Raw genomic sequence first — 12,812 nt, 5'->3', positions numbered from 1 at the left:
GGCAGGTTCAAGCGCTCCTACCGCGATGCTCGTGCCATGGATGCAATACCCAGATGGCCACGAAGAGTACGGCGGAAACAATTCCGGCGACGACTCCCGGCCCGGTGCCGCCGACCGTGTCGAAAATGAGTACGGCCACCCCGGTCAGCGCGACACCGAGCAGGCTCAGGCCCACGATCGCGTAACGATGCGCGGCGGTCACCACATTCTCGAGCCGGTGCCGCCGGAACAGCATTCGATGCGCGGCGACCGGCGCGATCAGGCAGATCGTGGCGCCGATCGATGCGGCCACCACCACGAGGTAGACCACCCGCATCACGCCGGACAGCATGGTGAATCGCGCCTGGAACGGCAGGGTCAGCAGGAAACCGGTCAGCAATTGCACACCCGTCTGCACGACGTGCAATTCCTGCATCAGGCTGTCCCAATTGCGATCCAGCCGTTCGGTGGGGGTTTCGTGCCGGTCATTCATGAACTGGGTTGCGGCACATCGACATGACAGTCGGCGATCTTCGGGTTCATGCCGAGATAGTTGAGCGGACCCGCCAGTATCGTGACCGCGATGGTTCCGGCGCTCGCGCAGTTGCTCGGCGCGCTGTCGTAATAATGCCGTTGCCCGGCGGCCACCGCTCCGATGATCAGCCAGATCACGACCACCAGCAGCAGCATGCTGCTCGCACCCGTACGGCGGCGGCCACGCCACACCCGACGGTCATTCGTGAAAGTTCTCATTTCTCATCACCTTCTCCTGACGGGCGAATACCCCGACAATCGGCCGTCTAACGGGGCAATCGACGCCGTTCCGCGAGCGTGGGCGCACAGGGGAAATCCCCTGGCCTGTTGCGCTGCGAGCCAGGGGATTTCGATGTGGTTACGTATGAATCGGATCAGCGGTGCTGCTGCGCGCGCTGCCGCTGCTCCTCGGCCTCGGCCCGGGCGCGCTCCTTCTCGGCCTGGGCCTCCCGCTTGGCGGCGTCGCGCTGGGCCTCGGCCTTGTCCTGCTGAGCCCGCCCCTCCTCGCGCAGCCCCTCATTGCCGAAGACCTTGCCCGCGGCTTCCTTGGCCGCGCCCTTGACGCCCTCGACCACGCCTTCGGCGCCTTCCCGAGGACCGCTCTTCTCGTGCTCTGACATGGGATATACCTCCGTATATCGATTGCAGGGACATTCGGGACCTACCCGGGGTTCCTGACCCGAAACGGGCTGTCAGCCAAATTGTTTCGGTGCACCCCCGGCATCCGCCCCATGACGCCGCGATGCAGCGATCCTGATCTCACCCGCATCGCCCCACCACGAGAACACCGCGAGGCGGATAATCGGGTGATGGACTCTTCGGCCGAACTTCCCGCGGAATCGCTGGTGTGGGCCGCGGGCGCGTATCCGGGACCACGGACGGGTAGCTTCCGGTTCTGGTTCGCCACCCGCCGCTGGGAGTGGTCCGCCGAGTTGTATCGCATGCACGGCTATACGCCCGGCGAGATCGAACCCACCACCGAACTCCTTCTCGCGCACAAACATCCCGACGATCGCGGCAAGGTCGCCGAGGCGATCACCCGCTCGGTCTCATTGGGCGAGCCGTTCTCGAGCCGACACCGGTTCATCGACACCCACGGGAACGAACACCATGTCATGGTGGTCGCCGACCGCATCCTCGACCAGGGTCGCGCCGTCGGCACCACGGGGTTCTACATCGATCTGGCAGGCACTCTGATCAGCGCCCAGCGCGAAGCGCTCGAAGAACGGATGCCCGAGATGGTGGAGGCGCGAGCCGTGATCGAGCAGGCCAAGGGCATCCTGATGCGGATGTACCGCATCAACGACGAGCAGGCCTTCAAACTGCTGGTCTGGCGGTCCCAGGAGACCAACACCAAGCTCCGCGCCCTGGCCGAACAGCTCCTGCGCGAACTGCCCAATATTCCGCCCGCGCAGCCCGGCACCGTGTCGGCGTTCGACCACATCCTGCTGACCATGCACGAACGCATCCCCGAATGAACCCACCGCCACCGCGCCGAATCGCGCTCACATCCCGTTGAATTCGACGATCGGCGGCGGATAGTCGGCGGCGAGGACGCCCGCCCGCCACGGGCGGTGGATCTCGGCGCCGGACAGCTGGGCGAGTTCGGGCAGCCAGCGGCGGACGTAGTCGCCCTCGGGGTCGAATCGGTCGGCCTGGCGGAGGGGGTTGAGGACACGGCTGGAGCGGGTGTCGGTGCCGGTGCCGGCCATCCACTGCCAGTTCAGCCGGTTGTTGGCGACATCGCCGTCGACCAGCCAGCGTTCGAAGTGTTCGGCGCCGATGCGCCAGTCCACGCGGAGGGTTTTGACCAGGAAGCTGGCGGCGATCAATCGGGCCCGGCCCGGCATCCAGCCCTCGGCGAGCAGTTGCCGCATGCCCGCGTCGACCATGGGGTAACCGGTCCGCCCGGCCTGCCAGGCCGCTACGCCACGGGGATCGGACCGCCAGGGCTCGGCCGAGGTGGTCTTGTAGTCGGCCACGGCGACGCGGGGTTCGTCGGCCAGGACCTGGTGATAGAAGTCGCGCCAGGCGAGCTGACGGAGGAAGGCGAGGGCGCCCGGGTCGGTGGCGGGGGTGCGAGTCACGATCTCGGTGACGGACAGGCAGCCGAAATGCAGGTAGGGAGACAGTCGGGAGGTGCCGTCGGCGGCGGGGATGTCCTTCTCGTCCTCGTAGCGGCGGACCGGGCCGGACAACCACTGCTCGAGCAGTTTTCGACCAGTCGTCTCGCCACCGACCGCCAGCCGCGGCGACCCGGGACCCGCGTCGAGATCGGCCGCGCCGGGGATCGCATCGCTCTCCACCTCGGGGACCGTCACGGTGACCGGCGGCGGCACCGGGCGACGCAGCGGCGTCTCCAGCCAACGGTTGAAGTACGGCGTGAAGATCGCGTAATGCCCGCGCCCGGTATCCGGCCGGATCGCACCGGGATCCACGGCGGTGATCGAGCTGCCGTGCACACGCAGCTCACATCCGGCCGACGAAAGCCGTTCCCGCAGCGCGTCCTCCCGCCTCCGGCTGTACGGGGTGCCGTCCGCCGCGAGGTGCACCGTGTCCGCCCCGACCTCGCGCGCGGCCCGCGCGACCTCATCGACCACCCGTCCGTGCCGCACCACCAGCCGCCCGCCCCGCGCACCCAGCTCGTCGTCGAGCTCGCTCAGCGCTGAGCACAGGAATCGCAGCCGGTTCGCCGCGTCCCCGACCCGGGCCAGCAGGTCGGTGTCCAGAACGAACAAGGGAACCACCGACTTGTCCTCGCGACACGCGGCCGCCAGCGCCGGATTGTCGTGGACCCGCAGATCCCTGGTGAACAACACGATCGACGTCGTCATGCCCGCGCCCCGCCTCCTGATCGATGGTTGCCTGATCGAAGCGACAGTACGGTCCGGCGGCCCGGCTCGCCCGCCCCGCAACGCAGGGCCGGTCGACGCGGATCATGATCAGCGTGCAGAATCGGACATATGCCTCACTCAAATCCGATCAGTGCCTGGAAATCGCTCCGCGACGGCAACGAGCGCTTCGTGTCCGGCAGTCAGGTCCACCCCTCGCAGGGCGCCGGTCACCGCGAAGAGCTGGTCGCCGGCCAGCACCCCACCGCCATCCTGTTCGGCTGTGGTGACTCCCGGGTGGCCGCCGAGATCATTTTCGACCAGGGCCTCGGCGACATGTTCGTGGTCCGGACCGCGGGCCACGTCATCGACTCCTCGGTGCTGGGTTCCATCGAGTACGGCGTGCAGGTCCTCAACGTGCCGCTGATCGTGGTGCTCGGCCACGACAGCTGCGGCGCGGTGAAGGCCACCCTCGACGCGCTGGACGGCGGCGCGGTGCCCGGCGGGTTCATCCGCAGCCTCGTCGAGCGCGTCACCCCGTCGATCCTGCTGGGCCGCCGCGAGGGCCTGAGCACCGTCGACGAGCTCGAGGCCCGCCACGTCGCCGAGACCGCGCGGGTTCTCATGGAGCGCTCGCAGATCATCTCGCAGGCCGTCGACGCGGGCCGCCTGGCCATCGCCGGCGTCACCTACCAGCTCAGCGACGGCCGCGCCCACCTCAACCAGGTCATCGGCAATATCGGCGAACAGCCCTGAGTTCGGCCGTGCGGAAATCGACAATTCCGCATTGAAATAACAACGGGTCCTGAGGCTTTCGCCGTAATCACCGCAGGAAACAGGCGGCGCTATTCCGCATTCGATTTCCGGATTAGCACCGCCTTTTTCTGCGTACACTCTCCCGCGATAGCCGACACCTGTACAGCAGGGCTCAACAATGACAAAGCTCGACTGGACCACCACCGTGACAACCGGCCCCGGCGGCATCCGCACCGAGGAAGCCGGCACCCTCGACGGTGAGATCACCCTCCGCACCTTCTGGTCCGACACCGACAATCTCGCACTGGTCACGGTGCAACACAAGGAAATCCGCGAGTGGTACACGGTGGCGGGCAGCCCCGTCCCCGCCGACTCCAAGGAACTCGCCGAGGCCGCCCACCAGGCCGCCGTGGCCGCCGCCCGCGAGGGCGACAACGCGACCTCCGGGTAGCGATTCCCCAGAGCGCCCAATCCACCACGGTTTTCGCTCACGCATCGATTCCCACGGCTCGATCGTTCAGAGGCGAAGACCTGGTGGATCAAGGTGGAACAGGCGTAATTCAGATGCATTCGCGCACCTGATCATTCGAGTGTGTCGATCTGTTCACCCGTGGAACATCCTGTAGCTCCGGAACATTGGGTTCGGCGCTACGAGGCGCCTCCAGGATATGCCGGTCCTGGCAGCGGCCGGGTCGGTGATGTTCCAGGAGGATTCGTGGTGACGATGCGCGACGCGCGCCGGTATCTGCCCAATACAGCGGCCACCATGGCGTTGATCGCGCTCGCGGTCGGCGGGGTCGCGATCACGGCGGATACGCCGCAGAACGAACGGGCGGGCACGGTCGTGGCGTCGTCGAAGGTCTCCGATACCTCCACCGAGGCGGACCCGGCCACCGAGCTCGGGCCGGTCACCGAGCTCGCGGACGTGACCGAGACGCCCGAGGACGGGACCGTGCCGGACGACATGCCGGTGGCGGACACCCCCGACAGCGGAGACGTGCCCGGGACCGAGACGCCGAGCCCCGACACCACCGACCCCGCAACCAGCACGCCGGTCACGACGACGATCGACACTCCGACCACGAGCCCGTCGCCGGGTCCGACCATCAACGTGAATGTGAGTGCGAGTCTGGGCATTTCGGCGCAGGTCTCCCCGCCGACCGACGTCGTCACGACGCTGACGCCCGGCCTCACCACGGTGACCGCGATCCCTTCGCCGACCACCACGACCACAGACCCGGCGTCGCGGGTCCCCGTCGCGGCAACGACAACCACCACGACCGCGCCGGTCCCCGCCGCCGCGGCGACAACCACCACCGCGACCCCGGTCCCTGCCACCGTAGCGACAACCACCACCGCGACCCCGGTCCCCGCTACCGCGGCGACAACCACCACCCCGGTTCCTGCGACGACGACCACCACGGTCGCACACACCCCGACACCCGCCAAGGGGACGACGACCACCCCTACCACGGTCCGCACGACCACCCCGTCCGGCAAGCCGACGACACCGCGCCACACCCCGACGTCGACCACGGTCACCAAAACGACCGCGCCCAAGCCGGTTCCGTCCTCGGCGCGTCCGACGGTCGCGCAACCGCCGACCACGACGCACCGGCCGACGCCGACGACCACCATGGTGGCTCCGACCACGCCCAAGCCCGTCCCGGCCAAGTAGCACTGATGGCGATGAAAGCGCGTCCGGCGCTGCTGGTGGCCGCGGCCGCCGCGATCCTCGCGGGCTGCGACGCCTCCGACGGAACTCCCGATCCGCTGCCGCCGCGCGCGACCGAGTCGATCCCGGCGATTCGCCTCGACGCGGCCGAGTCGCCGCTCGACCAGCTCCGCGAGTGGGCGCGTGCGCGTTCCGAAACGAGCGGCATCCCGATGCGAGCCCTGCAGGCGTACGGCTATGCGACAGTGGTCATGTCGAAGGCCCAGCCCGGTTGCCATCTCGGCTGGGTGACGCTGGCCGGTATCGCCCGTGTGGAAAGCAATCACGCCCGTTTCGGCGGCGCGACCATCGCCACCGACGGATCGGTGCGCCCACCGATCCGAGGGATCGCGTTGGACGGCACCGGGGGCAATGCGCGGATCACCGACCTCCATGCCACCACCCGAGCCGGTCATACGGTGTACGCGCGCGCGATGGGCCCGTTCCAGTTCATCCCCGACACCTGGAACCGCTGGGGCGTCCACGCGGCCGCCGGCTACAACACCCTCGCCCCCATGCTGAAGGCCGGCAAACCGGCTGCCACCGGCGACCTTTCGGGCAGTCCGGACAATATCGACGACGCGGCCCTCGCGGCCGGTCGTTACCTGTGCGCGGCGGGCGGCGATCTGGCCACGGCTCACGGCTGGCGGCAGGCCATCCTGGCGTACAACCACTCCGCCGTGTACGTCGATCAAGTGCGCAGCACCGCGCTCGGCTACCAGAAGTAGCCGAGCGACCGGAACGGAACCGTCAGCCGGCCTTGGCGGTGGTAGTGGTCCGGCCGTTCGAGGACGGGGTCGTCGTGGGCATGTCGATCACATCCGGCAGGCGACCACCGCCGAGGACGGGTACCGCGCTGGTCGGTGACGGCGGGACCAGTGGGGTGCTGCGGTGATCGCCGCATCCCGTGATCGCCGCCGCCACCATCGCTATCGCCGCCACCGTGATCAAGTGCTTGGGCACGAGTCAACCTTTCGAAGAGGGACCACCAATTCTGATGCACCCGCCTCGAGAATGTGGCGCGAAAGATCAACTTAGGCACGCAAAGTCGGCCCGGTGGCACATCGCCGCCCGAATAGTTCCGTGAGTCCAGTTCTCCGACAGCAAATTTCGTAGCGACTCAGCAGCGAACGCCTGTGATGGCGAACCGTTCGACGTCGGCGACGTGTCCCCCGGTCGCCGCGACGATGGTGAGCGTGGCCGGACAGGCATCCGAAACGGACACCGTCGCACTCCAGGGCGATCCGGTACCGCCCGCGGGAATCGGAGCGGATCCACCGACGGGCTGATCCCGATCCGAGCGCAGGATCCGGACCCGAATGCTCTCGTCCACACCGGTAATGGTGCCGCCCACGGCCACCGGCGACGAGACCGTGCTGCCGTAGCGCGGCGTGGTCAGATGGAGGGTGGTGTCGTCGGTGCCGACGACCTCCCACGGCGCGGTGTCACCGTGCCCCATCCGGGCCAGATGCACGACGGCCGCTATGACAGGCACACCGTTCGGATTGTCGAAACCGACGCTGACCCGCGACTGGTCCCCGTCGGTGGCCACCTTCACGATCTTGTCCACGCTCGAGAACCCGAGGTAGTGCTGGGTGAAGGACTGCGCGGTGGCGGCGGGATCGAGATGCCAGGGTTGATGCCCGGACCCGGCGTCCCGCTGCCAGGCCGCGGCTTCGGCGCTGTCGCGGAACGGCCACAGCGGTTGATACGGGAACTCCGCGGCCGCGGGTGTCGTCGTGGCGGCCGGCCCCGAGGTCCCCGGTGCGGAACTGCCCGGAGCGGCGGTCGTGGACGCACGGCCCGGCGCGGCCGTCGTGGTGGCGGCGGGCCCACCCCCGCCGGAACAGCCCACCAGCCCGGCCGCCGCCGGGATCACGACCATCGCGAGGACGGTGCGGCGCCGAGAAATTTTCGTGGTCATGTCCGCACCGGCCTCCTGCCGAAAATGGGCGCTTGGTCGGATTATCGGACGAATCATCCATGATCGCCATCATCTCCACGACCATGCCCGGAACCGAATACATCGCGATTGTCGGGGTAAGCGTGCGGTATGGAACCCCAGAGCGTCCGATCCGGTATCGAGTCGGACGGTGCCCCGGCTCCTCCGGTGCGACCGCCGGAACCGGTCCCACCGTTGGAGCCGGGGGAACCCATCCCCGAGCCCGAGCCGCCGGCACCCCTGCCCTCACCGGGCCCGCCGATCCCCCGGCCACCTGATCCGCATCCACCGCCCGTGCCGCCGGCGCCGATTCCTGATCCGCTGCCACCGCTCGCACGTTTCGGTCCCGCATATCGGGTTACTCGACCGACTGCCGGCAGTCCGTCCGGCGCTCACGACAGCGGAAGGAAGACCTTATGCTGATGCTCACCCCCACTGCCGTCGAGGCGGTACGCGGTATCACGTCCGGGGAAGGCGCCCCGCGCGACGCCGGACTACGGATCACCACGCCGGATGACGCCGAAAGCTTTCGGCTCGCGGTCGCGGAGGGGCCGTCCGAGGATGACGAGGTATTGACCGCGGAGGGCGCGCGGGTCTACATGGACCGCCGGTCCGCGGAGTTCTTCGATGACAAGATCCTCGACGCGGGCCTGGACGCCACGGGCAATGCCACCTTCGTCGTCGGACCCCAGGCCGCCAACAGCTGATCGATCGCCATGTCCGGCAATCTGGCGCGCACACTGATCGCCTCGCATCTGGTGGCGGGTGCGATGACGCCGGGCACCGAGATCGCGATTCGGATCGATCAGACGCTGACCCAGGACGCCACCGGCACCGTGGTGATGCAGGAGCTCGAGGCCTTGGCCCTCGATCGCTCACGCACCGAGGTGAGTGTCCAGTACGTCGACCACAATCTGTTGCAGACCGACGAGAAGAACGCCGAGGACCACGAGTATCTCCGCACGGCCGCCCAGCGCTTCGGCCTGTGGTTCTCCAAGGCGGGAAACGGCGTCTCCCACCCCACCCATATGCAGCGTTTCGGGGTCCCGGGCAAGACGCTCGCCGGATCCGATTCGCACACGCCGGCGGCGGGTTCGCTGGGCATGCTCGCCATCGGCGTGGGCGGATTGGAAGTGGCGCTGGCCATCTCGGGTCAGCCGCTGCACCTGCGGATGCCGAAGATCTGGGGCGTTCGACTCGAAGGCGAACTGCCGCAGTGGTGTTCGGCCAAGGACGTGATCCTGGAAATGCTGCGCCGCCACGGCGTCAGCGGCGGGATCGAGCGCATCATCGAATACCACGGGCCGGGCCTGGCGGGACTGTCCGCGATGGACCGGCATGTGATCGCGAACATGGGCGCCGAACTCGGCGCCACGACCACGGTTTTCCCGAGCGACGAGGCCGTCCGCGCGTTCCTGCGCGCGGAGGGCCGTGAGGGCGACTGGGTCGAGCTGGCCGCCGGCCCCGGCGCCGAGTACGACATCGAGGAGACCATCGACCTGTCCACGCTCGAACCCCTCATCGCGAAACCATCGTCGCCGGGCGCGGTGGTGCCGGTGCGCGAGGTGGCGGGCACCGCGATCGCACAGGCGGTGATCGGGTCCAGCGCCAATCCGGGCCTGCGTGATTTCGCCATGGCGGCGGCCATGGTGGCCGGACGGCAGACCGTTCCGCAGGTGAGTCTCGACGTGAACCCCACGTCGCGGGAGATCCTCACGGATCTGACCCGGATGGGTGCGGTCACCGACCTGGTCGAGGCGGGTGCGCGCATCCACCAGGCCGGGTGCCTGGGGTGTATCGGCATGGGCCAGGCCCCCGCCGCCGGCCGCAATTCGCTGCGGACCATGCCGCGCAACTTCCCGGGCCGCTCGGGCACCAGGGAGGACTCGGTCTGGCTGTGCTCGCCCGAGACGGCGGCCGCTTCCGCGCTCACCGGCGTGATCACCGATCCGCGGGAGTGGGCGCGCACGGTCGGCATGGACTACCCGAAACTCGAACTGCCCGTACGGGCCTCGGTCAATACGGCGATGCTGGTTCCCCCGCTCGAGCCGGAGCGGGCACGGCTGGTGCGGCCGGTGAAGGGGCCCAATATCTCCAGCCTGCCCGAGCTGACGCCGCTGCCGGATCGGATCGTCGGGCCGGTGCTGTTGAAGCTCGGCGATGATATCTCCACCGACGCGATCTCCCCCGCCGGAGCCCGCGCCCTGCCGTACCGATCCAATATTCCCAAGCTGGCGATGTTCGCCTTCACCCCGATCGACGAGACCTATCCCGAACGGGCGCAGCGGGTTTCCGATACCGGACACTTCGTCGTCGCGGGCGAGAACTACGGTCAGGGGTCCTCGCGCGAGCACGCGGCGATCACGCCCCGCTACCTCGGTCTGCGGGTGGTCATCGCCAAATCCTTCGCCCGTATCCATTGGCAGAACCTGGCCAACTTCGGCGTCCTGGCCCTCGAATTCGAGGATCCCGCCGATTACGACCGCATCGACCGCGATGACGTGCTGGGACTGCTCGATCTGCACGCCATCGCCCGCGTCACCACGCTCGAGGTGCTCGATATGAGCAAGGAATCCACTTTCACCGTGCGACACCGGCTTTCGCCACGTCAGGTGCGAGACGTCCTGGCCGGAGGCCTCATCCCCCGGCTGGCGGCGCGCGGCCTCACGTTTGAGGACGAGGACGCCGGGAACAGCGACGACATCAGCGCCTGCTGAGACAGCCTTCCGGAAAGGAATCACCATGCTGCGACGTATTGCCCACCCCCTGCTGGCGACCGCTTTCGTCGCCGACGGAATCGACACGCTCACCCATCCCGATTCCCGGATCAAGACCGCGACCGAGGCGGTGCGGCGGGGCGAGCAGCGGTTGCCGGCCAAGCTCGCGGCCTATCTGCCCGACGATCCGGCCACGCTGGTCCGGATCAACGCGGCGGTCCGTGTCGGCGGCGGTGCGCTGCTGGCCCTGGGCAAGTTGCCCCGGTTGTCCACCGCCGTGCTCGCCGCGACCGTGATCCCGTCGGCCCTGACCGAACCGGGGTTCTGGACCGAGGAGGACCCCGAACGGCGTTCGGCCCGACGCAACGCGCTGCTCAAGGATGTGAGCCTGCTCGGCGGGTTGCTCATCGCCTCGACCGACCGGCAAGGCAAACCCTCACTCGGCTGGCGTGGCCGCCGGGCCCTGGAGAAGCTCCAGGCCGACGACTCCGCCCCCAACCGGCTCGCCGACGCCGCGAAGGTCCACGGACCCGAACTCGCCGCGGCGGTGCGAACCCGCGGTGAACACCTGGCGGAGACCGCCCGCGAACGCGGACCCGAACTGGCCGCGGCACTGCACGACCGCGGCGAGCGACTGGCCGATATCGCCCAGCACCGCGGCACACAGCTCGCGGAATCCGCTCGCGAACACGGACCCGAACTCGTTGCGGCACTGCACGATCGCGGTGAACGACTGGCCGATGTCGTGCAGCATCGCGGCGCTCAGCTGACCGATTCGGCCAGGGAACTGGGCGCACAATGGGGCGACGTCGCCGCCGATCGCGGCGGCCAGCTTCTCGACACCGCCCGCGATCAGGGCGGTCACCTCGCCGCGAAGGCCAAGCGGCGCGGTGAGCGGCTCGCGGACGCGGCCCGCACCGCCGCCGACCGGGCACACTGACAGCGACCGGGCGCACTGGAAGGAGCCCGCCGTCATGGCATCTCAGCATTCACTCGCCCGCTGGCTGGGCGTGGTCGTGACGGCGGCCGCGCTCGCCGTGGGCTGCTCGAACAGCACCGAGCCCGGCGTGCCGGGAACCGGTTCGCCGCATCAGGACTCCGGATCGCCGAAGGACTCCGGATCGCCGACCATCTCCGCGAACGCCGCCAAGCAGTTGTGCGACATGATCCGACCCGAGGTCGAGAAGTGGCGCGCGGAGGATCCCATCGAGGCGCGGCTGAAATTCAATGTCACCGTGCAGGATTGGGCGTTGCGCAACAATGGCGTGAACATCGCCGTGATGCGCAATCGCTCGGTCATCGACCAGACCACCACCGCCGCGTGCCCGGATGTGCGGGACGCGGCGGTGCAGGCGATCCGGATGCCGGATCTGGCCTCGGGCCTGGCGGGATTCTGATCAGATGGCCCGCGCCTCGGCGCTCAGATGGCCAGCGCCTCGGCGCGTAGCCGGCCGAGGGTCTTCGCCAGGATGCGCGACACCTGCATCTGCGAGACCCCCAGCCGCTGCGCGATCTGGTACTGGGTCATCGAGTCGAAGAAGCGCATGGTCAGCACGCGCCGCTCCCGCTCGGGCAGTTCCGCGATCAGCGGGCCGACGGCAAGGTACTGGTCGACGTATTCGTAGCCGGTCTCTTCGGCCCCCAGCGCGTCCAGCATGGCCAGCGGCGTGTTCTCCCCGTCGTCGGGGCACGCGGCTTCCAGCGAGGAGCTCTGGTAGGCGTTGGAGGCCAGCAAGGCCTGGGTCAGTTCGGACTGGTCCACCTTCAGTTCGGCGGCCAGTTCGCGCGCCTTGGGCATGCGGCCCAGGCGCTGGGCGAGGGTTTCGACGGCGGCGCCCAGTCGGATCTGGGTCTCCTTGACCCGGCGCGGTACGCGCACGGCCCAGGTGCTGTCCCGGAAATAGCGTCTGACCTCACCCATGATGGTGGGCACCGCGAAGGACAGGAACCGCGACCCGCGCTCGACGTCGAACCGGTCGATGGATTGCACCAGCCCGAGCCGGGCCACCTGCACCAAATCCTCGAACGCCTCTCCGCGACCGGAGAATTTGCGCGCGATGTGGTCGGCCAGTGGCAGGCACCGATCGATCGCCTCCTCGCGCAATGCCTTTCGCTCGGGAGCATCGTTTTCCACGGCGACGGCAAGCTGTTTCAACAGCGGCTCGATATCGTCATAGCTGTCACCCGTCATCGGAATCACCCCGTATTCGGCTGAACTGCATAACAATGGTGTACCCAAACCGGGCGCCGGGGGAACATCTTTTCACGGCGTTCACCACAACCTCCCTGATAGACCTGGTCAGAGACGTATTGCCACAGTATGAATCTCGAAAACGGGC

At 68.3% G+C, this 12,812-nt stretch carries 16 protein-coding genes; 9 read left to right on the top strand and 7 right to left on the bottom strand.

What is annotated here, in order from left to right; translation table 11 throughout:
* Positions 1-7: 7 nt before the first annotated feature.
* The 3 genes from ACFYTS_RS14200 to ACFYTS_RS14190 form a co-directional block, all read right to left on the bottom strand.
* Positions 8-472 carry a DUF6328 family protein gene (locus ACFYTS_RS14200; RefSeq protein WP_387304180.1) on the bottom strand — a complete coding sequence of 155 codons (465 nt, stop codon included), beginning with the start codon at positions 470-472 and terminating at the stop codon, positions 8-10.
* Entirely contained in the window at positions 469-669 is a 201-nt protein-coding gene (locus ACFYTS_RS14195) for a hypothetical protein (RefSeq protein ID WP_387304177.1), read from the bottom strand. Before ACFYTS_RS14195 ends, ACFYTS_RS14200 begins: the two co-directional genes overlap by 4 nt.
* 218 nt (positions 670-887) lie before the next feature.
* The gene (locus tag ACFYTS_RS14190; protein ID WP_387304174.1) at positions 888-1,133 is read right to left on the bottom strand and encodes a CsbD family protein; all 246 of its coding nucleotides are present in this window, start codon (positions 1,131-1,133) and stop codon (positions 888-890) included.
* Between the two features lie 189 nt (positions 1,134-1,322).
* On the opposite strand from ACFYTS_RS14190, the gene ACFYTS_RS14185 reads away from it, so the two are divergent.
* Positions 1,323-1,991, top strand: coding sequence for a PAS and ANTAR domain-containing protein (locus ACFYTS_RS14185; RefSeq protein WP_387304172.1), 669 nt, complete (start codon positions 1,323-1,325; stop codon positions 1,989-1,991).
* Positions 1,992-2,018: 27 nt separating this feature from the next.
* Here the strand turns inward: ACFYTS_RS14185 and ACFYTS_RS14180 are convergent, their stop codons facing one another.
* Positions 2,019-3,347 carry a cryptochrome/photolyase family protein gene (locus tag ACFYTS_RS14180; RefSeq protein ID WP_387304169.1) on the bottom strand — a complete coding sequence of 443 codons (1,329 nt, stop codon included), beginning with the start codon at positions 3,345-3,347 and terminating at the stop codon, positions 2,019-2,021.
* A gap of 129 nt (positions 3,348-3,476) precedes the next feature.
* On the opposite strand from ACFYTS_RS14180, the gene ACFYTS_RS14175 reads away from it, so the two are divergent.
* The 4 genes from ACFYTS_RS14175 to ACFYTS_RS14160 all read left to right on the top strand — a co-directional run bounded on the left by ACFYTS_RS14175 (position 3,477) and on the right by ACFYTS_RS14160 (position 6,542).
* Complete coding sequence (locus tag ACFYTS_RS14175) at positions 3,477-4,100, top strand: carbonic anhydrase (protein WP_357277742.1); 624 nt, start codon at positions 3,477-3,479, stop codon at positions 4,098-4,100.
* A 178-nt stretch (positions 4,101-4,278) separates the two neighbouring features.
* On the top strand, positions 4,279-4,551 hold the full coding sequence (locus ACFYTS_RS14170) for a hypothetical protein (RefSeq protein WP_357277744.1): 273 nt from the start codon (positions 4,279-4,281) through the stop codon (positions 4,549-4,551).
* A 267-nt stretch (positions 4,552-4,818) separates the two neighbouring features.
* A complete protein-coding gene (locus ACFYTS_RS14165) occupies positions 4,819-5,778 on the top strand; it encodes a hypothetical protein (protein WP_387304166.1) in 960 nt (319 codons plus the stop codon).
* Positions 5,779-5,783: 5 nt separating this feature from the next.
* Positions 5,784-6,542 (top strand): lytic transglycosylase domain-containing protein, encoded by a 759-nt coding sequence (locus ACFYTS_RS14160; RefSeq protein WP_387304163.1) that lies wholly within the window; start codon positions 5,784-5,786, stop codon positions 6,540-6,542.
* Positions 6,543-6,564: 22 nt separating this feature from the next.
* Here the strand turns inward: ACFYTS_RS14160 and ACFYTS_RS14155 are convergent, their stop codons facing one another.
* Together ACFYTS_RS14155 and ACFYTS_RS14150 are read right to left on the bottom strand one after the other, a co-directional pair.
* A complete protein-coding gene (locus ACFYTS_RS14155) occupies positions 6,565-6,777 on the bottom strand; it encodes a hypothetical protein (protein ID WP_357277751.1) in 213 nt (70 codons plus the stop codon).
* A gap of 157 nt (positions 6,778-6,934) precedes the next feature.
* Positions 6,935-7,738 (bottom strand): hypothetical protein, encoded by an 804-nt coding sequence (locus ACFYTS_RS14150; RefSeq protein WP_387304161.1) that lies wholly within the window; start codon positions 7,736-7,738, stop codon positions 6,935-6,937.
* A 434-nt stretch (positions 7,739-8,172) separates the two neighbouring features.
* On the opposite strand from ACFYTS_RS14150, the gene ACFYTS_RS14145 reads away from it, so the two are divergent.
* Genes ACFYTS_RS14145 through ACFYTS_RS14130 form a run of 4 tightly spaced genes read left to right on the top strand, consistent with a single transcriptional unit; the run spans position 8,173 to position 11,870 of the window.
* Positions 8,173-8,463 carry a hypothetical protein gene (locus tag ACFYTS_RS14145; RefSeq protein ID WP_357277755.1) on the top strand — a complete coding sequence of 97 codons (291 nt, stop codon included), beginning with the start codon at positions 8,173-8,175 and terminating at the stop codon, positions 8,461-8,463.
* Between the two features lie 9 nt (positions 8,464-8,472).
* Entirely contained in the window at positions 8,473-10,473 is a 2,001-nt protein-coding gene (locus tag ACFYTS_RS14140) for an aconitate hydratase (RefSeq protein WP_387304158.1), read from the top strand.
* A 25-nt stretch (positions 10,474-10,498) separates the two neighbouring features.
* Positions 10,499-11,413, top strand: a complete 915-nt coding sequence (locus ACFYTS_RS14135; protein WP_387304155.1) for a DoxX family protein — start codon at positions 10,499-10,501, stop codon at positions 11,411-11,413.
* 34 nt (positions 11,414-11,447) lie between these two features.
* Positions 11,448-11,870 (top strand): hypothetical protein, encoded by a 423-nt coding sequence (locus tag ACFYTS_RS14130; RefSeq protein WP_357277763.1) that lies wholly within the window; start codon positions 11,448-11,450, stop codon positions 11,868-11,870.
* 23 nt (positions 11,871-11,893) lie between these two features.
* Here ACFYTS_RS14130 and ACFYTS_RS14125 read toward each other — a convergent pair whose 3' ends face one another.
* Entirely contained in the window at positions 11,894-12,664 is a 771-nt protein-coding gene (locus ACFYTS_RS14125) for an RNA polymerase sigma factor SigF (RefSeq protein ID WP_357277765.1), read from the bottom strand.
* Positions 12,665-12,812 lie beyond the last annotated feature (148 nt).

The sequence above is a fragment of the Nocardia sp. NPDC004151 genome (genome assembly GCF_042874235.1).
Taxonomy (GTDB): Bacteria; Actinomycetota; Actinomycetes; order Mycobacteriales; family Mycobacteriaceae; genus Nocardia.
Note: the sequence above shows the minus strand (reverse complement) of the source record. Positions and strands in the feature narration are given on the sequence as shown.